Below are 24,185 nucleotides of genomic sequence, written 5' to 3'. Positions count from 1 at the left end.
CGGGTTTTGCCGCGTTCGATTCAATTGCTCCGCATCCGGACAGATCCGGAACGCCGCCCTCCGGCGCTCAGTAGCTGTAGTCCTCGTAGATCCGCCCGAGATCGCCCTTCCACGCGCCTTCGTAGCAGGCGAGCAGCTCGTCCGCGGGGGTCTGGCCGGATTCCACGCTCTCATGGAGGGCGTTGAGGAAATGGGTCTCGTCGGCGACCATGCCCCCCGCCCCGGTGCGGGCCCGCGCCTTGAGCCCCTGCTCGGCGATCCCGAGAGCCTCGCGGGCCAGGTCGCGCAGCGGGCGGCCGCGGATCTCGGCGGCGAAACCGAACTCTCCGGCATCGTTGCGCAGCTGGTCGCGCTCCTCCGCCGTCCAGTCCTTCACCAGATCCCAGGACGCATCGAGCGCCCCCTGATCGTAGAGGAGCCCGACCCAGAGCGCCGGGAGGGCACAGAGCCTGCGCCAGGGGCCACCGTCGGCGCCGCGCATCTCCATGAACTTCTTGATGCGGACCTCCGGAAAGATCGTCGTGAGATGATCCGCCCAGTCCGAGAACGTCGGCTTCTCGCCGGGGAGTGCCGGGAGCCTGCCCTCGAGGAAATCGCGGAAGGACTGGCCGAGCGCATCGATGTACCGCCCGTCGCGGTAGACAAAATACATCGGCACATCGAGGGCGTAATCGACATAGCGCTCGAAGCTCATGCCATCCTCGAAGACGAAGGGGAGCATGCCGGTGCGGGCGGGATCGAGATGCTGCCAGATCCGCGCGCGCCAGGAGCGCCAGCCGTTCACCTTGCCCTCGAAGAAGGGCGAGTTGGCGAAGAGCGCGGTCGCGAGCGGCTGGAGCGCGAGGGAGACCCGGAACTTCTTCACCATGTCGGCTTCGGAAGCAAAGTCGAGGTTCACCTGGACGGTGCAGCTCCGGTACATCATCTCGAGCCCGGTGGTGCCGACCTTGTCCATGTAGCGGGTCATCAGGCCGTAGCGGCCCTTGGGCATGACCGGCATCTGCGCGTGGGTCCATTCGGGCGCCGCACCGAGGCCGATGAAGCCGGCGCCGATCTCGTCGCCGAGAGCCTTCACCTCGCGCAGGTGCTCGTTCACCTCGTCGCAGGTCTGATGGATGGTCTCGAGGGGCGCGCCGGAGAGCTCGAGCTGGCCGCCGGGCTCGAGGCTCACGTTGGCGCCGTTGCGGGTGAGGCCGATGAGCTTGCCCGCCTCCTCGACCGGGGCCCAGCCATAGCGGTCGCGCAGGCCCTCGAGCATGGCGAGGATCGAGCACGGGCCCTCGTAGGGGAGCGGCAGCCGCTTCTCGAGGCAGTAGCCGAATTTCTCGTGCTCGGTGCCGATGCGCCAGTCCTCCGGCGGTTTGCAGCCATCGGCCAGATATTCCGCGAGCTGGGACTGGTCCTCGATCAGACCTCCGCCGGACTGGGGTATCGACATGTGGCGGTGCTCCCTCGCCTGTGAACGAAGGACCGACTTAGACCGGAGGCCGGGGCGAGGCAAGCGCGCCGGAGGTCGCAGCAGGGCACCGCCATGCCGGCCGATCGGGGCGTGAAAACGGGGAGTTTCACCGTGAAAATCGAAAAACGGCTTTGATTTTAAACGACAACCCTGGTTAACATATCATGAATCCGCGCCTTTCCCCTTTCCGGGCCCGCAAAAATGCGCGCCCGTGCCCCGCGCGCGAATTAACCGTTTCCGAAATATTTGTTCCTATTTTGTTCTTTTTGTGCCAGTCAGGAACAGGACGGGATTCCGAAGGGTGCGGGCATGGATCGGCGGGAGAAATACCAGCGGCTGAAGGCGCTCCATGCGCGAAACGAGGCCTTCGTGATTCCCAATGCCTGGGATGCCGGATCGGCGCGGCTGCTGGCGAGCCTCGGCTTCGAGGCCCTGGCCACCACCAGTGCGGGCTATGCCTTCTCGAAGGGCAGGCGCGATTCCTTCGCAAGCCTCGGCCGCGACGAGATCCTCGCGAATGCCGCGGAAATCGCGGGGGCGGCCGATCTGCCGGTCTCGGCCGATCTCGAGGACGGCTTCGGCCCGGAGCCCGAAACCTGCGCCGAGACCATAAGGCGGGCCTGCGCCGCCGGGCTTGCGGGCGGCTCGATCGAGGATGCGACGGGTGATCCCGCAAATCCGATCCACGATTTCGAACAGGCCGTTGCACGCATCCGGGCCGCGGCAGAGGCCGCGCGGGATCTGCCCTTCCTGCTGACCGCGCGGGCGGAGAACTTTCTCTGGGGGCGGCCGGATCTCGACGACACGATCCGGCGCCTGCAGGCGTTTTCCGAGGCCGGGGCGGATGTGCTCTTTGCGCCGGGCCTGCCGGATCTCGCGGCGATCCGCACGGTCTGCGGCGCGGTGGAGAAGCCGGTGAACGTCGTCATGGGGCTCCGGGGCGGAAGCTGGACGGTGGCCGAGCTGTCGGCGGCGGGGGTGCGGCGGATCAGCGTCGGCGGCTCCTTCGCCCGGGCGGCCCTCGGCGCGCTGAAGCGCGCGGCGGAGGAGGTCCGCCGCGACGGCACCTTCGGATATGCGGCAGAGGCCATTCCCGATGCCGAGATCACGGCCCTGATGTCGCAGGAGAGTCGCGCGGTGCGGAGCTAGCGCAGCCCGCGCCCGGGCGCGGGCTTCGGTGGAGCGTGGGGGCATTTCCGGCGACCGGCACGCTCACCCGGGAGAAGGCGGTGGCGGGACGGACGCCGGGGCGGTGAGGCCACGCGCTGAAATGGGGGCTGGAGCGCGGCGCCTCCTTTGGGGCATGGGGCGCAGAGCTGGCCGGGAACGCCGCGTCAGGGCGTGGCCCGCGCGGAGGTCGGGCACGGCCCGCGCGGAATGCGGGGCACGCTTGCGGCTCTGCTGGCAGGTCTCGCGCCGGGCGGGAACGGCGCGCGGGGCGAGGCTCTTCCGAGGCCCTCCGCCGAAAGCGCGGCGCGGCTTGCGGGATGACCGGGAGGCATAGTCCGGGGAGCAATCGGCGGTGCCGTGGGGTGTGCGATGGGGCGCAGGGGCGCTCGCCGGCAACCTGCCGGATCACCGGCGGAAAGGGGTGGCGGCAATGGCAAGGCCTTGATGGCCCCGCCGGGCGCGTGGGGGCAGCACGGCGCCGAGGAGGCCGGGACGACGCTGCCCTGGGAGCGGTACGACAAACGGGGCGATACCGGGGTCCGGAGAGCCTGGGGCGGCCTTCTCGGGTGGGTGCGCCGGATCACACCGCGGAAAGTGGCGGTGCGGACGGCGAAGGGGGGCGAGTTTCCCGCCGGACGCGCGGGGCAGCGCGGCGTCATGGAATCCGGGACGTTGCCCAAAGGGGGGGCGTGGCCCGACAAGGCGGGGGAGTGGCGCGACAAACGAGACGATACCGGGTTCCGGAGTGAAGGACCGGCGCTTCCGAGTGGCTGTGGCGGATTGCAGAGCGGAAGGTGGGGGCTGGACCGGCGAAGGGGGAGAGGCACCCGCCGGACGCCCCGCCGGAAACGCGGCGCGGCCCCGAAGAGCTAAGCGCCCGGGTGGGGCTCAGGTGAGCGTGGGGCGGCTCTCGGTGCTGGCGCGCCAGATCACGCGGGGGAAGGTGGCGGCGGGATCGGTGAGGGTGGCGAGGCCGGCGCCGAAATCTATGCCGGGGAGCACGCCCAGCACATCGGGCAGGTGCTCGTTGCCGCGGGCGCCCGCGGGGATGTCGAGCACGGTGCCGTCGTCGGCCACCAGCCGCCAGCAGGGTGCGCGGCCGGGGCGGATCTCGACGCGGCAGAGGGCGGCGAGGTCGATGAAGCCGCCGGTCGTGGGGCCGAAGAAGCCGATGCGGCCCTCGTCCACCATCACCACCCCCTCGCCCGGCGGCAGGGCGGCAAAGCGCACCCGGCGAATCGCGCCGCGGAGCAGCAGGCCGCCGGTGAGGAGCGCGAGCCCGCCCGGCAGCGCCACCAGCCAGGCGCCCTGCGCGAGGCCGCGCGCTCCAAGCCAGAGGCCGAGCGCCGCGACCGCCGCCCAGAGCAGCACCTCGCGCCAGCGCGCGAAGCGCGCCGCGACCTCGGGCCGGACGAAGCTCACTGCCAGTCGCCCAGCGCGGCCTGCCAGAGCGCGATGGCGGCCACCGCGGCGGTGTCGGCGCGCAGGACGCGCGGCCCGAGGGTGACGGGCAGCACGAAGGGAAGGCCGCGCAGGCGCTCGGCCTCCTCGGGGGCGAAACCGCCCTCGGGGCCGATCAGGATCGCCCAGGGGCCGGGGTCGATCCCGGCGAGCGCCGTCTGCGCCGGGCGGGCGCAGCGCGATTCGTCGCAGAAGAGCAGCCGCCGCGCCGGGTTCCAGCCGTCGAGCAGCGTCTCGAGCTTCGCCGGCGCGTCCACCTGCGCGACATAGGTCTCGCCGCATTGCTCGGCGGCCTCGAGGGCATGGGCCTGCAACCGGTCGATGCGCAGCCGCTCGGAATTGGTGTGCCGGGTGAAGACCGGCTGGATGCGGGCGCAGCCGAGTTCGGCGGCCTTCTCGACGATGAAATCGGTGCGGGCCTTCTTGATCGGGGCGAAGAGCAGCCAGAGATCGGGGGGCACGCGCTGGGCCTGCGTCTGTTCGAGGGCCCGGAGCGTGCCGCGGCGCTTGCCGGCTTCGGTGATCTCGGCGGCCCATTCGCCGTCGCGGCCGTTGAAGACCGAGAGGCGGCCGCCCGGGCCCTCGCGCATCACGGTGAAGAGGTAATGCGCCTGTTCGGGCGCGAGCGCGATCTCGGCCCCGGCCTGCAGGTCGGGGCTCACAAAAAGCCTGATCTTTCCGCCGGGATCTGCCATAGACTGCCCCCCATGATGGACCCGCACCTTATTCCGACCTCCGGCCCCGATGGAAGGGTCGCCGATGCAACCCAGGGCAACTGGGTGGACCACCGGGCGCCCGCCGCGGCCCGGCCCTATCTCCGCCTGTCGCGCGCCGATCGGCCGATCGGCACCTGGCTCCTGCTGCTGCCCTGCTGGTGGGGCGTGGCGCTGGCCGCGCTGGCGGGGGGGCCGCGGCCCTTCGATCTCTGGATCGCGCTCGGCTGTGCGATCGGGGCGTTTCTCATGCGCGGGGCGGGCTGCACCTGGAACGATCTCACCGACAGGGAGTTCGATGCCGCCGTGGCGCGGACCCGGTCGCGGCCGCTGCCATCGGGGCAGGTGACGCCGCGGCAGGCCTTTGTCTGGATGTGCGTCCAGGCGCTGGTGGCCTTCGGGATCCTGCTGACTTTCCCGGGCTTTGCGATCGGCATGGGGGTGGCCTCGCTCGGGCTTGTCGCGATCTATCCCTTCGCCAAGCGCTTCACCTGGTGGCCGCAGGTGTTTCTCGGCCTGGCCTTCAACTGGGGGGCGCTGCTCGGCTGGGCGGCGCATGCCGGCGGGCTCGGCTGGCCGCCGGTGCTGGCCTATGCCGCGGGCATCTGCTGGACGCTCTTCTACGACACGATCTATGCGCATCAGGACCGCGATGACGATGAATTGATCGGGGTGAAGTCGACGGCGCGGCTCTTCGGGCGGGCCACCGGCGCCTGGCTCCGGGGCTTCGGGATCGCGGCGGTGCTGCTCCTCGGGCTCGCGGTGCTCGGCACGGGCGCGGACGGGCTTGCGCTTGCGGTTTCGCTGGCCGGGGTGGCCGGATTCGGCCTTCATCTGGTCTGGCAGCTCCGGCGGCTCGACATCGACGATGCGGCGGGCTGTCTCGTTCTCTTCCGCGCCAACCGCGATGCGGGCCTGATCCTCGCCGCCGCCCTGGGGCTCGCCGCACTGCTCTGAGGCTGGGCGCGCCGCCGCCACTGGCCGGGCGGGCGGCTTGAACGGAGCCCGGCGAGGGCCTACACCGCCTGACGGGAAACGGTAAGGGGCCGGATCGGGCAATGCGTCTGCGTGCACTACTCTTCGCCACCGTGGCCCTCGGCGCCACCGGCGCCGGGGCCTGGCAGCTCGGGCTTCGCGCCACGGATTACGTGGAGCGGCGGGCCGAGGCCCAGGTGGTCGCGACACTGGCGGAGGCCGGGCAGGACTGGGCGAGCGTCGCGACCGACGGGATGCAGGTGATCCTCACCGGCACCGCGCCGGACGAGGCGACGCGGTTCCGCGCCGTCGAGGTGGTGCGCCGGACGGTCGACCCGGCACGGGTGGTCGATCACACCGAGGTGGCCGCGCCCGATCCGCTCGCCCCCCCGCCCTTCGCGCTCGAGCTGCTGCGCAATGGCGCGGAAATCTCGCTGATCGGGCTGGTGCCGGCGGAGGACGCCCGCCACATCGCCACCGCGCAGGCGATCCGGGCGGCGCTGGCGCAGGACGGGCTCGGGACGGATGTGACCGACATGCTCGAGACCGCCGACGATCCCGAGCCGCCGGGCTGGGCCGATGCGCTGGGCTATGGACTGAAGGTGCTCTCGACCCTGCCGCGGGCGAAGATCAGCGTGGCGCCGGGGCGGATCAACGTCATTGCGGTGGCCGACAGCCCGGCGGCGCGCGAGGCGCTCGAGCGGCGGCTGGTCGCGGGCCTGCCGAAGACCGTTTCGCTGAGCCTCGACATCTCGGCGCCGCGGCAGGTGATCGCGCCCTTCCGGCTCAGCTATGTGCTCGATGCCAAGGGCGGCGGACGGTTCGATGCCTGTTCGGCGGAGGATGACGCGGCGGTTGCGGCGATCATGGAGGCCGCGGCGGAGGCCGGGCTTGCGGGCGGCGCGCATTGCGAGGTCGGGCTCGGCGCGCCGGGGCCGGACTGGACCGAGGCTGCGACCACCGGGATCGCGGCGCTGGGCAAGCTCGGCGCCGGGCGCTTCAGCCTCACGGACACCCGCGCGGTGCTGTCGAGCGGGCAGGATGTCGCGCCCGAGGCGCTGCATGAGGCCGCCGAGGCGCTGCGCGGCGCTCTGCCGCCGGGCTACGGGCTCACCGCGAAGGCGCCGCCGCGGATGGAGGTCGATGCGGACGGGGCGGAGGTCTATGCCCCGCGCTTCACCGCCACGCTCGGCAAGGACGGCGGGCTGAAGCTCGCGGGCGCGGTGCGCGACGAGACCCAGCGCCAGGCGATCGTGAGCTATGCCGCGGCGCGCTTCGGCCATGACAGCGTGACGGACACCACCGTGCTGGATCAGGATCTGCCCGAAGGCTGGCCGGGACGGGTGATCGCGGGGATCGACGCGCTCGGGGAGATCCACGCGGGCGAGCTTACGGTCAGCGCGGGCGACGTGGCGCTCGAGGGCTGGGACACGTCGGAGGACGCCGAGGCGCGCCTCCGCGCCGAGCTCGGCGAGCGGGTCGGCCGGGCACGGGTTGACGTGCGCTATGATGCGGCGGCGGCGGAGGAAGAGGCCCGCGCCGAGGCCCGCGCCGCGATGTCGCAGCCCGAGATCTGCGCCGAGGAGATCGACGCGATCCTCGAAAGCGGCTCGATCAACTTCAAGGCGGGATCGGCGGAGATCACCCCGGAAAGCCAGGGCATCATCGCCGCGATCGCCGATGTGCTGCGCACCTGCCCCGGCGCGCAGTTCGAGGTGGCGGGCCATACCGACAGCCAGGGCCGGGAGGACGTGAACGACCGGCTGAGCGCGGAGCGGGCCGAGGCGGTGCGCGAGGTGCTGGAGGATCAGGACCTGCCGCTGGTGAGCTTCCGCGCCCGCGGCTACGGCGCCGGCCGCCCGGTTGCCGACAACGACACCGAGGAAGGCCGCCGCCGCAACCGCCGGATCGAGCTCGTGCCCTTCAGCGAGGCAGATGCCGCCGCGGAGGAAGAGGGCGAAGGGGTGACGCTCGCCCCCGACGGCACGGTGCAGCTCTCGCCCGAGGCCTGTTCGGAGGCGATCAACGAGGTTCTGGCCGGCGAAGGCATCGTCTTCGACGTGGGCGCGAGCCTCGTCAGCACCGAAAGCCGGGACGTGATCGCGGATATCGCCGATGTGCTCAAGGACTGCGCGCCGGTGAGCTTCGAGATCGGCGGCTACACCGACGATCGCGGCAGCGAGAGCTCGAACCAGCGCATCAGCGCCTCGCGCGCCGAGGCCGTGCTCTATGCGCTCCAGGCCGAAAAGCTCCCCGACACGGTGACGCTCACGTCGCACGGCTACGGGCCCGCGAACCCGATTGCGGACAATTCCACTTCCGAAGGGCGCGCGGCGAACCGGCGCATCGAGATGAAGCTCCTCGGGGTGGAGGAGCCCGAAGCCGCGGCGGAGGACGCCGCGTCGGACGAAACCGCCGCCCCGGACGATACGGCGGCGGATGAGGCCGGATCGGGGGACGAGGCCTTCGAGGAGACCGGCTCCGGGGACGAGGCGGTGGAGGAGGCCGGTTCGGGCGACGAAGGCTCGGGCGATGAAGGCTCGGGCGACGAGGCTCCGGCCGGGGAGGCCGCGCCTTCCGACGATCTTCCGGCGGAGACCGCCGGATCGGGTGATGCGGCGGCCACGGTCGAGGATGGCGCGGCGGCGGCTGCAGGTGAAGATGGCGCGGCGGCGGCTGCGGGTGAAGATGGCGCAGCGGCGGCTGCGGGTGAAGATGGCGCAGCGGCGGCTGCGGGTGAAGATGGCGCAGCGGCGGCTGCGACGGACGACGGCGCGGCCGCGGGTGAGGCGGAGGGATCCGATGGACGGCAATGAACTGACCCTTCTGGTCACCGGGGCGCTGCTCGTGGCGGTGCTGGTCGGCTGGGTCCTGCACTGGATCTATGCGCGGATGAACAACCCCAGCGGGCCGCGCAGCATCAAGCAGACCGCGCGCATGGCCGAGCGCCTGCATGATGCGGAGGATGCGAAGCACGCCGCGGAAACCCGGCTCGTCACGGTGGAGGCCGACCTCGGCCAGCGGATCGCCGAGATGCAGGCCGAGCTCGACGCGGCGCACGAGAGCCTCGAGATCGCGCGCGACGAGACCGAGACGATCCGCGCCGCCTACCGTCATGCCACGCTCGGCACCGGTGGTGCGGCGGAGCGCGACAGCTGATCCCGGGCAATTCGGCGCGGGCGGCTGTGACAAGGGGGAGGCTCTGCGGCCGGGCCTCAGGCGCCGGGGCGGGCCCAGCGCGCCAGCGCGGCCTCGTCGGTGTCGCGGGCATCGACCCAGCGGCCGCCCTCGGGCGTCGCTTCCTTCTTCCAGAACGGCGCGCGCGACTTGAGGTAATCCATCAGGAACTCGGCCGCCTCGAAGGCGGCCTGCCGGTGCGGCGAGGCGGTCGCGACCATCATGATCTGCTCGCCCGGCGTCAGCGCGCCGTAGCGGTGGATGATGAGGCTCGCCTGCAGCGGCCAGCGGGCGCGGGCCTCGGCCTCGATGGCGGCGAGCGCCCGTTCGGTCATGCCGGGATAGTGCTCGAGCTCCATGGCGGCGATGGCCGCGCCGCCCGCCGCGCCGCGCACGAGCCCGGTGAAGCTCACCAGCGCGCCGATGTCGCTCCGGCCGGCGCGCAGGGCGGCAAGCTCGGCGCCGAGGTCGAAATCCTCGCGCTGGACCCGGACCGCCATCAGCCGCCCGTCATCGGCGGGAAGAACGCCACTTCGCGCACGCCGGCGAGCGGGGCGGTGAAATCGGCGAGCTCCTGGTCGAGCGCCACGCGGACCGCGGCGAGATTGGCGAAGGCCTCGGCATGGGGCCCGCCGCGGGCGCTGAGCTCGGCGACGAGATCGGCCACGGTCGCCGCACCGGTCTCGATCCGCTCGGAGGGCGCGCCGATGCGCTCGCGCAGCCAGGCGAAGTAGAGCACGTCGAGGGTCATGGCCGGGGCTCCCGCAGGAAGGGCAGCGCCTTCCGGAGGTAGTCGTAGCCCGTCATCAGGGTGAGCGCGCCGGCGAGCCAGATCAGGATCACGCCGCCGTTCTGCAGCAGCCATGTGGCCCAGGCGTGGAACCAGTCGCCGCCCCAGACCGCGCCGCGCGCGCCGTCGTAGTTGAAGACGCCCGCGAGCAGCAGCACCGGGATCGCCACCATCTGCGCCGTGGTCTTCCATTTCGCGAGATAGGTGACCTTGAGGCGCCCGGCGTCGGCGCCGAGGAATTCGCGCAGGCCCGAGACGAAGACCTCGCGGAAGAGGATGAAGGCCGTCGGGATCAGGATGAGCGCATTGACCCCCGAAAGCCCCACGATCATCGAAAGGGCGATGATCACCATGGCCTTGTCCGCGATCGGATCCAGCATGCGGCCGAAGTTGCTTTCCTGGCCCCAGGCGCGGGCGAGGCGGCCGTCGAGATAGTCGGTCAGCGCGGCGGTGATGAAAAGGACGATGGCAACCCAGTCGGCCGCCGGTCGGTCGAAGGCCGCATAGGCCAGCGCAACCCCCGGCGCAGCCAGCAGCCGGGCCAGTGTCAGGATATTGGGGATCGTCCAGGTCATGTCGGCTTCCACTGCTTCTATGCCCGCGGCCACTGCTGCGGCCGCGGGCACCGTCAATACGGACCGGCGCGCCGCCGGTCCACTCCCCTGAGATAGCGGCCCACCCTGCGGGAGATCAAGCATCAGCAGGCCGCGGGCCGCCCTGAATTATCGCGGATCAGAACTCGAGGCCGAGCGCAAGTCCGCCCAGAGCATAGCAGAAAAGCGTGATCAGTATGACCCCCACAATGTTGAGAACGACCCCTCCCCGTGCCATCTGCCCGATCGTGACCGCGCCGGTGCCGAAGACGATCGCGTTTGGCGGGGTTCCCACCGGCAGCATGAAGGCGCAGGTCGCCGCGAGCGCCGCCGGAATGAGGAGGCTCATCGCATCCGCGCCGATCCCCGCCGCAACGCCGCCCAGCACCGGAATGAAGGTTGCCGCCGTCGCCGTGTTCGACGTGACCTCCGTCAGGAACAGCACGAGCATGACCACGGCCCCGACGAGCAGGATGCCCGGGAGCGCCCCCAGCCCCTCGACCTGGAGCCCGAACCACTGGTCGAGACCGGTCGAAGCGACGGCACCGGCCAGGCTGAGACCGCCGCCGAACAGCAGGAGAACGCCCCAGGGAAGCCCGTCCTCGGCGTCGGACCATTCGAGAATCGAGTTGTTGATCCCGTTGCCCGGAATGAGGAACAGCGCGATCCCGGCGGCGATGGCGATTGCGGTGTCGTTGAGGCCGTCGAGAAACCCGAGCCCCGGAATCGAGGCTAGGAGCCCCGGCACGACCCACAGGAACGCCGCCGACCCGAAGACCACCATGACGGACTTTTCCGCCTGGCTCGGCGGGCCGAGCTTGCGAACCTCGTCCTCGATCATCTGCTGCCCGCCCGAGATCTCCTCGAGATCGAACCTGTAGAGAACGCGGGTCATCAGCACCCAGCCGATCAGGATGAAGGTGATCGCCAGCGGCAGGCCGATGATCATCCACTGCAGGAAGCCGACGTTGCGGCCGAGCTCATCGGCAGCGTAGCCTGCGACGATGGCGTTGGGCGGGCTGCCCAGAAGCGTCCCGAGCCCGCCCATGCTGGCCGCCCAGGCAATCGCGAGCACGAGACAGACACCGAAACGCTTGATGTTCGGATCGTCGATCACATCGCTGATCCGGCCGCCCTCCTGCAGTTCCTTTCCGACGGATGCGTCCTGCCGCGTCGCGGAGCGGTCCACCACCAGCGTGAGCACCGAGAGCCCGATGGGCAGCATCATCAGCGTCGTCGCCGTGTTCGAGACCCACATGGAGAGGAACCCGGTCGAGAGCATCAGCCCCAGCACGATCCGCCTCGGCTCCACCCCCACGCGCGCGAGCGTCAGGAGCGCGATGCGCCGGTGGAGGTTGGTCTTCTCCATCGCGATCGCGATCAGGAACCCGCCGAGGAACAGAAAGACGATGGAACTGGCATAAGGGGCCGTCGCCTCGCTCACGGTCCGGTCCGTCAGGGCCGGGATGAGCACGATCGGCAGGAGCGATGTCACCGACAGGGGCACGGCCTCCGTCATCCACCAGATCGCCATGAGCGTGCCAATGGCCGCAACCCAGCGTGCATCCGCCGAAAGCGCTTCCGATCCGGAGAGCAACATCCAGACAACCGCGGCGGCCACCACCCCAAGCAGCCGGAAGACCCAGATGAACCGGGTATGCTGCCGATCGGCCTCTTCAACGCCTGGATACTTGTCGAACTCGCCCTGATGGCGATGTTCTTCAATGCCGGAATACTTGTCGTACTCGCCCTGATGGCGATGTTCTTCGACCACGCTCTTCCCTCCCATTACGCGGATTTGCCCACTGCGTCCGCTTTTCACAACCCGTTGTCATGCCACGATGATCATGCGAAAATCATGCTGGCAAATCACATTTTTTACGGATCGAGAGGCGGGGCGCCTTCAGCTTTCGCCATGGAAGAAGCCGTAGATCGTCTCGGCCAGCGCATCCGAAATCCCGGGTGCCGCCTTGAGATCCTGAAGGCCCGCGCGGGTCACGGCCTTGGCCGAGCCGAAATGGGCGAGCAGCGCACGCTTGCGGGCCGCGCCCACCCCCGGCACCTCGTCGAGCGGGGTGGCGCGGGTCTGGGCGGCGCGGCGGGTGCGGTGGGCGCCGATCGCGAAGCGGTGGGCCTCGTCGCGCAGCCTCTGGATGAAATAGAGCACCGGGTCCTTGCGGCCGAGCGCGATGGGCTGGAGCTGGCCGGGGCGGTAGAATTCCTCCTTGCCCGCATCGCGGTCGACCCCCTTGGCGACGCCGAGGAGCGCCACCTCCTCGATGCCGAGCTCGGCGAGCGCGCCGGCGGCCGCCGCCACCTGCCCCGCGCCGCCGTCGATCAGCACGAGATCCGGCCAGGTTTCGCCCTCGCGGTCCGGGTCCTCCTTCACGAGGCGGGAGAAGCGGCGGGTCAGCACCTCGTGCATCATGCCGAAGTCGTCGCCCGGGGTGAGGTCGGTCGAGCGGATGTTGAACTTGCGGTACTGCGACTTGAGAAAGCCCTCGGTGCCCGCGACGATCATGCCGCCGACCGCGTTCGTGCCCATGATGTGGCTGTTGTCGTAGACCTCGATGCGCCGGGGCGGGCCGTCGAGCCCGAATGCCTCGGCCAATCCCTCGAGGAGCGCCATCTGGCTCGCGCTCTCGGCCATGCGGCGGGCGAGCGCCTCGCGGGCGTTGCGGGCCGCATGCTCGACCAGAGCCGCCTTCTCGCCCCGCTGCGGCACCGTGAGGGCCACCTTGCGCCCGAGCTGGGCGGAGAGCGCCTCCTCGAGCAGATCGGTGTTCTCGACCGGGTGGCTCAGCAGGATGAGGCGGGCGGGCGACTTGTTGCCGTAGAACTGGCCGAGGAAGGCCTCGAGGATCTCGGCGGGCTCCGCCCCCGCCCCGGTGCGGGGGAAATAGGCCCGGTTGCCCCAGTTCTGGTGGGCGCGGATGAAGAAGACCTCGACGCAGGCCTGCCCGCCCTCCTGATGGAGCGCCACCACATCGGCCTCCTCGACCCCCTCGGGGTTGATGCCCTGGCTCGACTGCACGTTGGTGAGCGCCCGGATGCGGTCGCGCAGCGCCGCGGCGCGCTCGAATTCCATCGCCCCCGCGGCCTCGGCCATCGCCTGGGCGAGCTCGGTCTGGATCCGGGTCGATTTCCCGCGCAGGAAATCGGTCGCATCCGCCACCAGCCGGCCGTAGTCGGCCTCGGAGATCAGCCCGACGCAGGGCGCCGAGCAGCGCTTGATCTGGTGCAGCAGGCAGGGCCGGGTGCGGCTCTCGAACATCGCATCCGAGCAGTTGCGCAGCAGGAACGCCTTCTGGAGCTGGTTGAGGGTGCGGTTGACCGAGCCCGCCGAGGCGAAGGGGCCGAAATAGGTGCCCGGCTCCTTGCGCAGCCCCCTGTGCTTGCGGATCTGCGGATAGGCGTGGTCGCCGGTGACGAGGATGTTGGGGAAGCTCTTGTCGTCGCGGAGCAGCACGTTGTAGCGCGGCTTGAGCTGCTTGATGAGGTTCTGCTCGAGCAGCAGCGCTTCGGTCTCGGTCTCGGTGGTGAGAAACATCATCGAGGCGGTCGCCGCGATCATTCTACCTATGCGAGAGCTATGGCCGAGCGGTTTTGCGTATGCTGCGACGCGGCGGCGCAGGCTCCGCGCCTTGCCGACGTAGAGCACCTCGCCCTTCTGGTCGAGCATCCGGTAGACGCCCGGGCTGTCGTCGAGGCGCTTGAGGTAGTCCCGAATGACGAGATGGCCGGGCCGCGCCCCGCCTTTCTGAGCCCCCTCCTCGTCGAAGGCGGACGATTCATCCTCGGCCTCCATCCGGTCCACACCACCCATGATTGATTCTTCCTCCCCCCTGCCTTGAACACCCCCCCGTTTCAAGACCAAACCTGTCCACCGTTTCTGTGGATAAGTGTGTTGGAAACTTGTCAGTGAACGGCATTTTCCCTTCTTTGTAAGGCCGTTTCAAGGTTTGGTTAAAATTTAGGCAATTATGCAAGATACTGATTTTGCTTGGTATTTCTTATTTCAATTCGTAAAATTATGGAATCATTGAAAGAATCAAAACACATTTATGACGCCGCTCCGGGGGGTGGAAAAGTCAAGCTGACGGCCGGGGAATCGCGGGAAAATTCCCTCTCGACAACCTATTCCACACCCAATACATCGGGCGTCCGCCACGCCAGATGCTGGCCACCGTCGATGCAGAGGAGCTGTCCCGTGAGCCCCGGTGCATCGAGGATATACGCAAGTGCAGCACAGATCTCCTCGGGGCTGGCGCCCCGGCCGAGGATCGTTGCATTGCGCTGAGCCGCGAAATGCGGCTCCGACTGGCGCGTGCCCCGAAGCGTCGGGCCGGGACCGATCGCGTTCACGCGAATGTCGGGGGCAAGGCCCTGCGCGGCCGTACGGGTGAGGGTCCAGAGCCCTGCCTTGGCTATCGTATAGGTTGAGAATTCCGGGGTGAGTTTCAGCACCCGCTGATCGACCATGTTGACGATGCAGGCCGAGGCCACCGGCTCGCCCGCCGCGTCGCGGGCGCCTTTGGGCGCCTGGGCGGCGAAGGCCTGCATGAGCTCGAAGGGCGCGCGGAGGTTGGAGCCCAGGTGCCGGTCCCAGCTTTCCCAGGTCGCGGTGGCGAGCGTGTCATGCTCGAAGATCGAGGCGTTGTTGACGAGCACCGTCAGCGGCCGTCCGAGGTGCGCGGCGGCCTCCGGCACCAGCCGCGCCGTCGCCTCGCGGTCGAGCAGGTCGGCGGGCAGCACCACGGCGCGCACGCCTTCGGCCGCGGTGATCTCGGCGGCGAGCGCGTCGGCATCCTCGCGGCTCGCATTGCAGTGGATCGCGACATCGAGCCCGCGGGCGGCGAGCGTGCGGACCATTGCCGCGCCGAGGCGGCGGCCGCCGCCGGTGACGAGTGCGGCCCCCTGTCTCATGCGCTGCCTCCCGCATGGCTGAAGAGCAGCGCGTAATAGGCGGCATATATCACGAGGAAGGCGATCCCCGCCATGCGCCCGATCGGCCGGTGCCGGAGGATGAAGGGCGCGAGCAGCAGCGAGGCCCCGAGCATCACCCAGAGATCGCGGGTCAGGAACTCCTCGCCGACCGGCAGCGGCCCGAAGAGGCTGGTGATGCCGAGGATCGCGAGGATGTTGAAGAGGTTCGAGCCGAGCACATTGCCCATGGCGACATCGGCGTGCCGGCGGACGGCGGCCATCACCGTGGTGGCGAGCTCCGGCAGCGAGGTGCCGACGGCGACGAGGGTGAGGCCGATCACCGCCTCGGAGATGCCGAGGGCCCGCGCGATCCCCACCGCGCCGTCGATGAGCAGGCTCGCGCCAAGCGGCAGGCCCACGAGGCCGAGCGCGAGGGCTCCGGCGATCTTCCAGCCGGCCATGGGCGTGAAATGCTCGCTCACCTCTTCGGCGACATGCGAGGGGTCGCGGCGCGCCTCGCGCACCATGTCGAAGAGCACGAAGGCGAGGAAGCTCAGCAGCACCAGGGCATGGAAGTAGCCAAGCGGCCCGAAGGCGCAGAGCAGGATGAGCAGCACGGAGGCCGCGAGCATGATGGCGAAGTTGCGCGATGTGCCGGGCCCCGAGGGCGGCACCGTCGCCATCACCGCAGGCACGCCGAGCACCAGCAACACATTGGTGATGTTGCTCCCGACCACGTTCCCGAGCGCGATGGCGGGCGCCCCCGAGAGGGTCGCGTCGATGCTGACGAGCAGTTCGGGCAACGAGGTGCCGAAGGCGACGATGGTAAGCCCCACAACCATCGTGGGCACGCCGAGCCGCAGGCTGAGGGCGACGGCCCCACGCACGAGCAGGTCGCCGGCGAAGATGAGGATCACCAGACCGGCGAGCGCTTGGACGATTTCCATGGGGTATGTGGCCTCTCGTTAGCCGTTTGCCTTGGGGTCTTTCGCGGGATCCTCCGCCGGGAGGCTGCAGGTGCAGGGGCCGCCGCCGATGAGATAGGTGCCGCATTTCGGGCATTTGCGCGCCGTCGCGATCGGCGGCCCGGCGGACTTGCGCCCGACCTTGCGGGGCCGCGTCCACTTGCCGGCAAGGCCGATCAGCGCCATCAGCAGCAGGAACAGGAAGACGGCGCGGATCATCGTGGCGCCTGCAGCCCGAAGCGCGACCAGAGCAGGTGCTCCTCGGCGCCGGCGAGCGCCTCGCCCAGCACCTCGGCCGCACCGGGCAGGCCGAGGCGGCGGATCAGCGGCCGGCGGGCCTTGAGCACGTTGAACCGGATCTTGTCGCCGTAGCGGGCGCGCATTACCGGAACGAGATGGCCGATGCCATCGGCAAGCCCGGCCTCGACACCGCCCTGCCCGACCCAGATGTCGCCGGTGAAGAGCCCTTCGCCCTTGAGCTTCGCGCCGCGGCGGGCCTCGACCTGGGCGATGAAGGCGTCATGGATGACCTTCTGGAGCTGCTCGAGCCGGGCGACATCCTCGGGGCGCTCGGGGCGGAACGGATCGAGCAGGCTCTTGTCCTCGCCCTGGGTGTGCACGCGCCGCTCGATGCCGTGGCGGGCGAGAAATTCCGGAAAGCCGAAGGAGGCGGAGATGACGCCGATCGAGCCGACGATCGAGCTTGCGTCGACATGGATGTCATCGGCGGCGGTGGCGAGCCAGTAGCCGCCCGAGGCCGCGACATCCTCGACGAAGGCGTGCACCGGCAGTTTCTTCTCCTCGGCGAGCCTGCGGATGCGCGCGGCGATGAGGCTCGACTGCGCCGGGCTGCCACCGGGAGAGTTGATGACCAGCGCGACCGCGACGGGCCTGCCCTTGCTGAAGGCCGCCTCGATCAGCGGTGCGAGGCCCGCATCGCTGAGCGCGGGGCCGCCAAGGCGTCCGGCTCCGCCGATCGCGCCTTCGAGGCGGAGGACGGAGATGCCGGGGCGGCGGAATCGGGAGAGGAAGCTCGGTTTTGCCATTGCCTTTCGATGTAGGCGAGGCATGGGGGGCAGACAAGGGCGCGCAGCCAAGGCCATGCGCGGCGGGCGCATTTCGCGGATTCCGGGTCACGGATGGGAATATGGCGCGATCCGGGGCCGGGCACCGCCCGCGGCGCGCCCGATCTGTCCCGCCTCTTGCGTCCTGCCGACCCGATGGAGGCCGCGGGGCCTTGCCCGGGACCCCTTCCCTTGCCGGGGATCTCTGCCTGAGCACGGGCGGCTGTGCCGGAGTTCTTCGGGTGTCTGAGAGAAATCGTCTCCGGCGCCTTGCAGCCGCTTTCGACCATTTTCACGGACGCGCCGCCTGCGATCGCAAGCCCCCCCCCTGCTGAAGTCCCCGCCCCGAAGGAGATCGCAATGACAGGATCAGGACGACACCCCGCCCGGCCTTTCACCTTCGTGGCGCTGGCGGCGGGGACGGGCGCGGCCGTTCGGGCCCAGGAAACCGAAGCCACCCCTCCGCCGAACATCCTCGTCATCTGGGGCGACGCCCTGGAGATGTGGAACATCCCGGCCTATCACCGCGGGAGGATGGCGGGTGAGACACCCGACATCGACCGGATCGCCGAGGAGGGCATGCTCTTCATGGACCAACATGCCCAGGCATCCTCACCCAGACCGGCCCCTCCGACCGCAAGGAGATCCTCTTCTTCACGGAGACCACGTCCCACGGGCTGCGCTTCGGGGAATGGACGTTCCTCTTCACCAGCCAGGACAGGTGGCTCAACGGCCCGCACTACGAGTTGACCTCGCCGCCGATCACCCGCCTCGACCTCGATCCCGTCGAGCGGTTCCATGAGGCGCGCGGGTTCGACGAGTGGCAGGAGCACCGCTCCCGGGCGATCGGCCCGGCGCTGGGGCCGGGGAACCGGTTCGTGGCCTCGTTCGAGGAGTTCCCGCCGCGGATCGCGAGCTTCCGGGCCTCGGTCGAGGACATGTCGCGGCAGATCATGGCGGCGGCCCCGGCTCCGCAGTGAGCGCTCGCCGGAATGGGCGCCGCAGAGGCGGCATTCCCCCGGGGCGGCGCGCTCCGGCAGGGTGCTGCGAGGCTGTCCGTTTCCCGGGCCGCTCTCGGGCGGTGGGGCGCCCCCCGTGGCCGCGCGCCCGGCAGGGCGCGCGCGCCTCCCTCAGCGGTCGCTTTCGCGCCAGCGGGGGTTGATCCAGGGGCCGCGGGTCTCGGGCGCGAGCGGTGTGCGGCCGAGGATGTGGTCGGAGGCCTTCTCGCCCACCATGATCGAGGGCGCGTTGAGATTGCCGTTGGTGATCTGCGGAAAGATCGAGCTGTCGGCGACGCGCAGCCCCTCGACGCCGATCACCCGGCATTCGGGATCGACCACCGCCATCGGATCGTCCGCCGCCCCCATCCGCGCGGTGCCGCAGGGGTGATAGGCGCTCTCGACATGCTCCTTGAGGAAGGCGTCGAGCTCGTCATCGCTCCGGACCCCGGCGCCCGGCTGGATCTCGTCACCGGCATAGGGCCCGAAGGCGGGCTGGGCGAAGAGTTCGCGGGTGAGCCGGATGCAGCGGCGGAAATCGCGCCAGTCCTCTTCGGTGGACATATAGTTGAAGAGGATCTTCGGGGCTTCTCTCGGATCGGCCGAGGCGAGCGTGACGCTGCCGCGGGACGGCGAGCGCATCGGGCCGACATGGGCCTGGAAGCCGTGCCCCTTCACCGCCGACTGGCCGTCGTAGCGCACGGCGAGCGGCAGGAAGTGATACTGGATGTCGGGGTATTCGACACCCGGCGCCGAGCGGACGAAGGCCGCGCTCTCGAACTGGTTCGAGGTGCCGAGGCCCACCTTGGCGAGCAGCCACTGCAGGCCGATCCGCGCCATGGCGGGGTAGTTGTACTGGCTGTAGAGCGTCACCGGCTTGAGGCTCTTCATCTGGAAATAGATCTCCAGATGGTCCTGGAGGTTCGCCCCCACGCCCGGCCGGTCGGCCAGCACCGGGATCCCGTGCGTGGCAAGCTCCGCCCCCGGGCCGATGCCCGAGAGCTTCAGGAGCTTCGGCGAATTGATGGAGGAGGCCGACAGGATCACCTCGTTGCGCGCCCGGATCACCTCGCGGCCCTCGCCCTTCGCGACCTCGACGCCGCGCGCGCGGCCCTCCTCGATCACCACGCGGAGCGCGAGACCGTTCACCACCGTGACATTGCCGCGCCGGAGCGCGGGCCGGAGATAGGCGTTCGCCACAGACCAGCGCCGGCCGCGCCAGACGGTCTGCTCCATCGGGCCGAAGCCCTCCTGCTTCTCGCCGTTGTAGTCGAAGGTGAGCTCGAAGCCCGCCTGGGCGCCGGCCTCGACGAAGCTGTGGTAGAGCGGGTTGCGGCGCGGGCCGCGGGTGACGTGGAGCGGGCCGTCGGAGCCGCGCCAGTCGGAATGGCCGCCGTGCCAGCTTTCCATGCGGCGGAAATAGGGCTGCACGTCGGCGCCCGCCCAGCCGGCCGCGCCCATCTCGGACCAGGTGTCGTAGTCGCGCATGTGGCCGCGGACATAGACCATGCCGTTGATCGAGGACGAGCCGCCCAGCACCTTGCCGCGCGGGCAGACGAGGCGGCGGCCGCCGAGATGCGGCTCGGGCTCGGACATGAAGCCCCAGTCATAGCGGGACATGTTCATCGGATAGGAGAGCGCCGCGGGCATCTGGATGAACGGGCCCCAGTCGGTGCCGCCATGCTCGATGACGATCACCGAGCGGCCCGCCTCGCCGAGGCGGTAGGCGATGGCTGCGCCGGCCGAACCGGACCCGACGATGACGTAATCTGCTTCCATCAGGAGGCCTCCTTTGCGCGGATCGGTTCCCAGGACACCATCACATGTTCGCGGTAGGCCGGGCGGGCCTGAAGCGTCGCGTAGTAGCGGGCAAGCGCGGGGCGCTCCCGGCGCGGGATTTCCACGGTGTAATAGCGGTAGAGGACATGGCCGATGACGATATCGGCCAGGGTGAAATCGGGGCCGAGGACATGAGGCCCCGCGCCGAGCTGTTGCTCGAGGATATCGAGAACCGGTTCGAGCCGGGCCAGCGCCGCCGCGACCGCCGCACTGTCGCGCCGGCTCGGCGGGATGCGGACGAGCTGCCAGAAGATCGGCATGTTGAAGCCCTGGGTGAGCGTCGTCTTGCCCCACTCGGCCCACATGTCGATCGGCGCGCGGGCTGCCGGTTCTTCGGGCCAGAGGGCGCCCGCACCATAACGTGCCGCGAGGTAGCGCAGGATCGCGCAGCTTTCCCAGACCACCAGATCGCCGTCCCGGAGCACCGGGATCAGGCCGTTGGGGTTGAGCGCACGGAACTCCGGCGTCTCGAGCCCGCCGAAGGCATGGCCGAGATCCCGGCGTTCATGGGCGAGGCCGAGCTCGCCGATGAGCCACATCACCGGCTGGACGTTCGAAGACGTGGCACGGCCGTAGACTGTCAGCATGGGCAATCTCCCTGTCGTCTTTCCTGTCTCTTGCGTCCGGACCCGGAGGGGTTCCCCGTGCGGCCCGCGGGGGTGGCCCGCCGCCCCGGGAGGGGCCCGGCGGGCCGATGCCAGCTCAGTAGGGCGAGTCGACCGGGCCGAGGCCCACGTAGACCGATTTCACCTGGCTGTAGTGCTCGAGCGCGGCGCGGCCGTTCTCGCGCCCCAGCCCGCTCGCCTTCACGCCGCCGAAGGGCATCTCGACGGGGGTGAGGTTGTAGGCGTTGATCCAGAGCGTGCCGGCCTCGAGAGCGGCGGCCATGCGGTGGCCGCGGGCGAGATCGCGGGTGAAGACCCCGGCGGCGAGCCCGAAGGAGGTGGCATTCGCCCGCGCGACGGCTTCCGCCTCGGTGTCGAAGCCCAGCACGCACATCACCGGGCCGAAGATCTCCTCGCGCGCGATGGTCATGTCGTCGGTGACCCCGGCAAAGACCGTCGGCGCGACAAAGAAGCCCGCCGCGCACCCCTCCGGCCGGAGCCGGGTGCCGCCGGTGACGAGCTCGGCGCCCTCCTCGCGGCCCCTGGCGATGTACTCCATGACCTTCTCGCCCTGCGCGTCCGAGACCAGCGGCCCCATCTGGGTTTCGGCATCCTTCGGGTCGCCGATGCGGATCGTTTCGGTCCGGGCCCTCAACCGCTCGAGGAAGGCGGGCAGCACCGAGTTCTGCACGAAGACACGGGTGCCGTTCGAGCAGATCTGGCCGGCGGAATAGAAGTTGCCGAGCATCGCGCCGCCGATGGCGCTGTCGAGATCGGCATCCTCGAAGACGACGATGGGCGATTTGCCCCCGAGTTCGAGCGTGACATGCTTCGTGCCCTCGGCCGCCGCGGCATAGACCTTGCCGCCGGTCGGCACAGAGCCGGTGACGGAGATCTTGGCAATCTCGGGACGCGCGGAGAGGGCGGCGCCGACCGCGCCGCGGCCCTGCACGACGTTGAAGACGCCGGCGGGAAGGCCCGCCTCGATGAAGATTTCCGCGAGCCGGAGCGCGCCGAGCGGCGTCACCTCCGAGGGCTTGAAGATCATCGCGTTGCCGCAGGCGAGCGCGGGCGCGGCCTTCCAGCAGGCGATCTGGCTCGGATAGTTCCAGGCGCCGATGCCGAGGCAGATCCCGAGCGGCTCGCGGCGGGTATAGGCGAAATCGCCGCCGAGCTCGATATGCTCGCCCGAAAGCCCCGCGGCGAGGCCCGCGAACCATTCCAGCGCATCGGCGCCCGAGGCCCAGTCGGCGACGCGGGTTTCCTGGATCGGCTTGCCGGTGTCGCGGGTCTCGAGCTCGGAGAGCTCCTCGTTGCGCGCGCGGATGAGCGCCGCGGCCCGGTGCAGGACACGGGCGCGCTCGGCGGGCGGCGTGGCGCGCCAGAGCGCGAACCCCGCGCGCGCGCTCGCGATCGCGGCGTCGATCACGGCCGGGGTCGCTTCATGGAGATCGGCGATCGTCTCGCCGGTGGCCGGGTCGAAGACCGCGAGCGGCGTGCCCGCAGCATCCTCGTGTGCAGCACCGGCGATGAAATGGGACGTGAATGTGTCGGTCATGGCGTCACCTCCGAAAGTTCGAGTGTGGCGAAACGTTCCACCATCGCGATGGCGGCGGCGGGGTCGGTCGGGGTGGGGCTCAGCGCCTCGCGCAGGTAGACCCCGTCGATATAGGCGCCGAGGCCGCAGGCGATCCGGCGGGCCTCGGCGGCCGGGGCAATGCCCTTCAGCGCATGGGTGAGATTGCTTTCGAGGCGGCGATGGTAGATCCGGAGCAGCCGCGCCGCGCCGGGCGAGGAGAGCGCCCAGGCATAGAAGGTGAGCCAGGCGCTGATCGTTGCGTGATGGAACTGCTCGGGGCCGAAGCTCGCCCGGATCGTCGCGGAGAGCCGCGCGCGGGGGCCTTCGGCCTCGTGCATCGCCCCGACCACGTTGAGACGGAACTCGGCGAGCAGGTGCCGCATCGTCGCGAGGATCAGATCGTCCTTGCCGCCGAAGTAGTGGTGGGCGAGCGCGGAGGACACCCCCGCGCGCCGGGCGATCTGCGCCACCGTCACCTCGAGCGTGCCACGCTCGGCGATCTCGCCCAGCGCGGCGCCGATCAGCGCCCTCTTGCGAAGCTCCGCCTTGCCGATTCTCGGGGACATTTCATTTCCGTCACATTGTTGATTGACTAATCAATCAATAAAGGTTTCACTTGCAAGCGTCAACATAATCAAGCGACCTTGCAGCCAGATCGTCCGCCTCGTGGCCGCCGCCCGGACGAACGAGGTTGCGACAACAGAGGGGACAAGATGAAGACAAAGACAAAGAGCATTCTCGTGGCAGTCAGCCTGCTCTCGACCGCACCGGCTTTCGCCGCGGAACCGGAGAGCTGCAAGAGCGTCCGCTTCTCCGACGTGGGCTGGACGGACATCACCTCGACGACCGCGGTCGCCGACACGCTGCTCCGCGCCCTCGGCTACGACACCAAGATCGACATCCTGTCCGTGCCCGTCACCTATACCGGCCTTGCCAACGGCGATATCGACATCTTCCTCGGCAACTGGATGCCGACGATGGAAGGCGACATCGCCCCCTATCGCGAGGCCGGCACGGTCGACACCGTCCGGGCCAATCTCGAAGGCGCCAAATACACCCTCGCCGTTTCGTCGAAGCTGGCGGAGGAAGGTCTGACCGATTTCTCCAAGATCAAGGATTTCGGCGACGAGCTCGACCACAAGATCTACGGCATCGAGCCCGGCAATGACGGCAACCGCCTGATCCAGGAGATGATCGAGAACGATACCTTCGGTCTCGGCGACTTCACCCTCGTCGAAAGCTCCGAACAGGGGATGCTCGCCCAGGCCGCCCGCGCCGAACGGCAGGGCAAGGGCATCGTCTTCCTCGGCTGGGAACCCCACCCGATGAACGCGAACCTCAAGATGACCTACCTCACCGGCGGGGATGACATCTTCGGGCCCGACTTCGGCGGCGCCACCGTCTATACCAACACCCGCGCCGGTTATGTCGAGGAATGCCCGAATGTCGGCCGCTTCCTCCAGAACCTCGGTTTCACGCTCGAGATGGAAAACCAGATCATGGGCGCGATCCTCGATGACGGCGAGACCCCCGAGACCGCCGCGGCGACCTGGCTTGGCGAAAACCCCGATGTGATCGGCCCCTGGCTCGAGGGTGTCACCACCTTCGACGGCGGCGACGCGATGGCGGCCGTCAACAAGGAACTCGGCCTCGAATGAGGCTCCGCTTCGGGCCCTGCCGGCCTGAAGCACCCCTTCCGCTCCAGGTCATGCCCCTGGAACGCATGGCCCGTGATCGCGATCGCCCGACGCGATCCGGGATCGCTCGGGTACGCGGCCCGTTCGTGGCCCCCGCACCTCCAGAGCACCTTCGCCTACGCCCCAGCCCCGCAGCGGCCGCGCCGAACGCGCGCCGCGACGAATGAGGAGTAT

General features: G+C 69.7%; 22 protein-coding genes. 6 read left to right on the top strand and 16 right to left on the bottom strand.

Annotation, left to right across the window (positions count from 1 at the left end):
* Positions 1 to 67: 67 nt before the first annotated feature.
* On the bottom strand, positions 68 to 1,438 hold the full coding sequence (locus ACF66B_RS17190) for a glutamate--cysteine ligase (RefSeq protein ID WP_111429764.1): 1,371 nt from the start codon (positions 1,436 to 1,438) through the stop codon (positions 68 to 70).
* A gap of 330 nt (positions 1,439 to 1,768) precedes the next feature.
* Between ACF66B_RS17190 and ACF66B_RS17185 the strand changes: the two genes are divergently transcribed.
* Entirely contained in the window at positions 1,769 to 2,608 is an 840-nt protein-coding gene (locus ACF66B_RS17185; RefSeq protein ID WP_111429765.1) for an isocitrate lyase/phosphoenolpyruvate mutase family protein, read from the top strand.
* 909 nt (positions 2,609 to 3,517) lie between these two features.
* Here ACF66B_RS17185 and ACF66B_RS17180 read toward each other — a convergent pair.
* Both ACF66B_RS17180 and ACF66B_RS17175 read right to left on the bottom strand, forming a co-directional pair.
* Positions 3,518 to 4,051 (bottom strand): hypothetical protein, encoded by a 534-nt coding sequence (locus ACF66B_RS17180; protein WP_111429767.1) that lies wholly within the window; start codon positions 4,049 to 4,051, stop codon positions 3,518 to 3,520.
* On the bottom strand, positions 4,048 to 4,785 hold the full coding sequence (locus tag ACF66B_RS17175; protein WP_111429768.1) for a 16S rRNA (uracil(1498)-N(3))-methyltransferase: 738 nt from the start codon (positions 4,783 to 4,785) through the stop codon (positions 4,048 to 4,050). Before ACF66B_RS17175 ends, ACF66B_RS17180 begins: the two co-directional genes overlap by 4 nt.
* A 12-nt stretch (positions 4,786 to 4,797) precedes the next feature.
* On the opposite strand from ACF66B_RS17175, the gene ubiA reads away from it, so the two are divergent.
* The 3 genes from ubiA (at position 4,798) to ACF66B_RS17160 (ending at position 8,937) form a co-directional block, all read left to right on the top strand.
* Positions 4,798 to 5,760, top strand: coding sequence for a 4-hydroxybenzoate octaprenyltransferase (gene ubiA, locus ACF66B_RS17170; protein ID WP_392663391.1), 963 nt, complete (start codon positions 4,798 to 4,800; stop codon positions 5,758 to 5,760).
* 101 nt (positions 5,761 to 5,861) lie between these two features.
* Entirely contained in the window at positions 5,862 to 8,594 is a 2,733-nt protein-coding gene (locus ACF66B_RS17165) for an OmpA family protein (RefSeq protein ID WP_111429769.1), read from the top strand.
* Entirely contained in the window at positions 8,581 to 8,937 is a 357-nt protein-coding gene (locus ACF66B_RS17160) for a hypothetical protein (RefSeq protein WP_111429770.1), read from the top strand. The genes ACF66B_RS17165 and ACF66B_RS17160 overlap by 14 nt, the downstream gene beginning before the upstream one ends.
* 56 nt (positions 8,938 to 8,993) lie before the next feature.
* Here ACF66B_RS17160 and moaE read toward each other — a convergent pair whose 3' ends face one another.
* The 9 genes from moaE to ACF66B_RS17115 form a co-directional block, all read right to left on the bottom strand.
* Complete coding sequence (gene moaE / locus ACF66B_RS17155; RefSeq protein ID WP_111429771.1) at positions 8,994 to 9,455, bottom strand: molybdopterin synthase catalytic subunit MoaE; 462 nt, start codon at positions 9,453 to 9,455, stop codon at positions 8,994 to 8,996.
* Positions 9,455 to 9,706, bottom strand: coding sequence for a molybdopterin converting factor subunit 1 (moaD, locus tag ACF66B_RS17150; RefSeq protein ID WP_111429772.1), 252 nt, complete (start codon positions 9,704 to 9,706; stop codon positions 9,455 to 9,457). Before moaD ends, moaE begins: the two co-directional genes overlap by 1 nt.
* Positions 9,703 to 10,320, bottom strand: coding sequence for a CDP-diacylglycerol--glycerol-3-phosphate 3-phosphatidyltransferase (gene pgsA, locus ACF66B_RS17145; RefSeq protein ID WP_111429773.1), 618 nt, complete (start codon positions 10,318 to 10,320; stop codon positions 9,703 to 9,705). The genes moaD and pgsA overlap by 4 nt, the downstream gene beginning before the upstream one ends.
* A gap of 157 nt (positions 10,321 to 10,477) precedes the next feature.
* The gene (locus tag ACF66B_RS17140; RefSeq protein WP_392663385.1) at positions 10,478 to 12,112 is read right to left on the bottom strand and encodes an SLC13 family permease; all 1,635 of its coding nucleotides are present in this window, start codon (positions 12,110 to 12,112) and stop codon (positions 10,478 to 10,480) included.
* 129 nt (positions 12,113 to 12,241) lie between these two features.
* Positions 12,242 to 14,164: an excinuclease ABC subunit UvrC gene (gene uvrC / locus ACF66B_RS17135; RefSeq protein ID WP_392663382.1), complete on the bottom strand. Its 1,923-nt coding sequence runs from the start codon at positions 14,162 to 14,164 to the stop codon at positions 12,242 to 12,244.
* 311 nt (positions 14,165 to 14,475) lie between these two features.
* On the bottom strand, positions 14,476 to 15,264 hold the full coding sequence (locus tag ACF66B_RS17130) for an SDR family oxidoreductase (protein ID WP_111429775.1): 789 nt from the start codon (positions 15,262 to 15,264) through the stop codon (positions 14,476 to 14,478).
* Positions 15,261 to 16,211, bottom strand: coding sequence for a calcium/sodium antiporter (locus ACF66B_RS17125; RefSeq protein ID WP_111429776.1), 951 nt, complete (start codon positions 16,209 to 16,211; stop codon positions 15,261 to 15,263). Before ACF66B_RS17125 ends, ACF66B_RS17130 begins: the two co-directional genes overlap by 4 nt.
* An 18-nt stretch (positions 16,212 to 16,229) precedes the next feature.
* Positions 16,230 to 16,448, bottom strand: coding sequence for a hypothetical protein (locus ACF66B_RS17120; RefSeq protein ID WP_111429777.1), 219 nt, complete (start codon positions 16,446 to 16,448; stop codon positions 16,230 to 16,232).
* Complete coding sequence (locus ACF66B_RS17115; protein ID WP_111429778.1) at positions 16,445 to 17,275, bottom strand: S49 family peptidase; 831 nt, start codon at positions 17,273 to 17,275, stop codon at positions 16,445 to 16,447. Before ACF66B_RS17115 ends, ACF66B_RS17120 begins: the two co-directional genes overlap by 4 nt.
* Positions 17,276 to 18,039: 764 nt before the next feature.
* Between ACF66B_RS17115 and ACF66B_RS17110 the strand changes: the two genes are divergently transcribed.
* On the top strand, positions 18,040 to 18,273 hold the full coding sequence (locus tag ACF66B_RS17110) for a hypothetical protein (protein ID WP_162683260.1): 234 nt from the start codon (positions 18,040 to 18,042) through the stop codon (positions 18,271 to 18,273).
* Positions 18,274 to 18,423: 150 nt separating this feature from the next.
* Here ACF66B_RS17110 and betA read toward each other — a convergent pair whose 3' ends face one another.
* From betA to betI, 4 genes are all read right to left on the bottom strand, one after another.
* A complete protein-coding gene (betA, locus tag ACF66B_RS17105; RefSeq protein WP_162683261.1) occupies positions 18,424 to 20,070 on the bottom strand; it encodes a choline dehydrogenase in 1,647 nt (548 codons plus the stop codon).
* Positions 20,070 to 20,717, bottom strand: a complete 648-nt coding sequence (locus ACF66B_RS17100; protein ID WP_111429779.1) for a glutathione S-transferase C-terminal domain-containing protein — start codon at positions 20,715 to 20,717, stop codon at positions 20,070 to 20,072. Before ACF66B_RS17100 ends, betA begins: the two co-directional genes overlap by 1 nt.
* Before the next feature lie 115 nt (positions 20,718 to 20,832).
* Positions 20,833 to 22,293 carry a betaine-aldehyde dehydrogenase gene (betB, locus tag ACF66B_RS17095; RefSeq protein WP_111429780.1) on the bottom strand — a complete coding sequence of 487 codons (1,461 nt, stop codon included), beginning with the start codon at positions 22,291 to 22,293 and terminating at the stop codon, positions 20,833 to 20,835.
* Entirely contained in the window at positions 22,290 to 22,880 is a 591-nt protein-coding gene (gene betI, locus ACF66B_RS17090; protein WP_111429781.1) for a transcriptional regulator BetI, read from the bottom strand. Before betI ends, betB begins: the two co-directional genes overlap by 4 nt.
* Before the next feature lie 147 nt (positions 22,881 to 23,027).
* On the opposite strand from betI, the gene ACF66B_RS17085 reads away from it, so the two are divergent.
* Complete coding sequence (locus tag ACF66B_RS17085; RefSeq protein WP_111429782.1) at positions 23,028 to 23,972, top strand: choline ABC transporter substrate-binding protein; 945 nt, start codon at positions 23,028 to 23,030, stop codon at positions 23,970 to 23,972.
* The last annotated feature ends 213 nt before the right edge of the window (positions 23,973 to 24,185 follow it).

This window comes from Amaricoccus sp. B4 (assembly GCF_043226085.1).
GTDB lineage: Bacteria > Pseudomonadota > Alphaproteobacteria > Rhodobacterales > Rhodobacteraceae > Amaricoccus.
The sequence above is the reverse complement of the archived record's forward strand: the minus strand, read 5'-3'. Positions and strand labels throughout refer to the sequence as shown.

Coding starts and splice junctions, on each gene's coding strand:
- ACF66B_RS17190 (WP_111429764.1), bottom strand. CDS start 1,438: ATGTCGATACCCCAGTCCGGCGGAGGTCTGATCGAGGACCAGTCCCAG.
- ACF66B_RS17185 (WP_111429765.1), top strand. CDS start 1,769: ATGGATCGGCGGGAGAAATACCAGCGGCTGAAGGCGCTCCATGCGCGA.
- ACF66B_RS17175 (WP_111429768.1), bottom strand. CDS start 4,785: ATGGCAGATCCCGGCGGAAAGATCAGGCTTTTTGTGAGCCCCGACCTG.
- ubiA (WP_392663391.1), top strand. CDS start 4,798: ATGATGGACCCGCACCTTATTCCGACCTCCGGCCCCGATGGAAGGGTC.
- ACF66B_RS17165 (WP_111429769.1), top strand. CDS start 5,862: ATGCGTCTGCGTGCACTACTCTTCGCCACCGTGGCCCTCGGCGCCACC.
- ACF66B_RS17160 (WP_111429770.1), top strand. CDS start 8,581: ATGGACGGCAATGAACTGACCCTTCTGGTCACCGGGGCGCTGCTCGTG.
- moaE (WP_111429771.1), bottom strand. CDS start 9,455: ATGGCGGTCCGGGTCCAGCGCGAGGATTTCGACCTCGGCGCCGAGCTT.
- moaD (WP_111429772.1), bottom strand. CDS start 9,706: ATGACCCTCGACGTGCTCTACTTCGCCTGGCTGCGCGAGCGCATCGGC.
- pgsA (WP_111429773.1), bottom strand. CDS start 10,320: ATGACCTGGACGATCCCCAATATCCTGACACTGGCCCGGCTGCTGGCT.
- uvrC (WP_392663382.1), bottom strand. CDS start 14,164: ATGGGTGGTGTGGACCGGATGGAGGCCGAGGATGAATCGTCCGCCTTC.
- ACF66B_RS17130 (WP_111429775.1), bottom strand. CDS start 15,264: ATGAGACAGGGGGCCGCACTCGTCACCGGCGGCGGCCGCCGCCTCGGC.
- ACF66B_RS17125 (WP_111429776.1), bottom strand. CDS start 16,211: ATGGAAATCGTCCAAGCGCTCGCCGGTCTGGTGATCCTCATCTTCGCC.
- ACF66B_RS17120 (WP_111429777.1), bottom strand. CDS start 16,448: ATGATCCGCGCCGTCTTCCTGTTCCTGCTGCTGATGGCGCTGATCGGC.
- ACF66B_RS17115 (WP_111429778.1), bottom strand. CDS start 17,275: ATGGCAAAACCGAGCTTCCTCTCCCGATTCCGCCGCCCCGGCATCTCC.
- betA (WP_162683261.1), bottom strand. CDS start 20,070: ATGGAAGCAGATTACGTCATCGTCGGGTCCGGTTCGGCCGGCGCAGCC.
- ACF66B_RS17100 (WP_111429779.1), bottom strand. CDS start 20,717: ATGCTGACAGTCTACGGCCGTGCCACGTCTTCGAACGTCCAGCCGGTG.
- betB (WP_111429780.1), bottom strand. CDS start 22,293: ATGACCGACACATTCACGTCCCATTTCATCGCCGGTGCTGCACACGAG.
- betI (WP_111429781.1), bottom strand. CDS start 22,880: ATGTCCCCGAGAATCGGCAAGGCGGAGCTTCGCAAGAGGGCGCTGATC.
- ACF66B_RS17085 (WP_111429782.1), top strand. CDS start 23,028: ATGAAGACAAAGACAAAGAGCATTCTCGTGGCAGTCAGCCTGCTCTCG.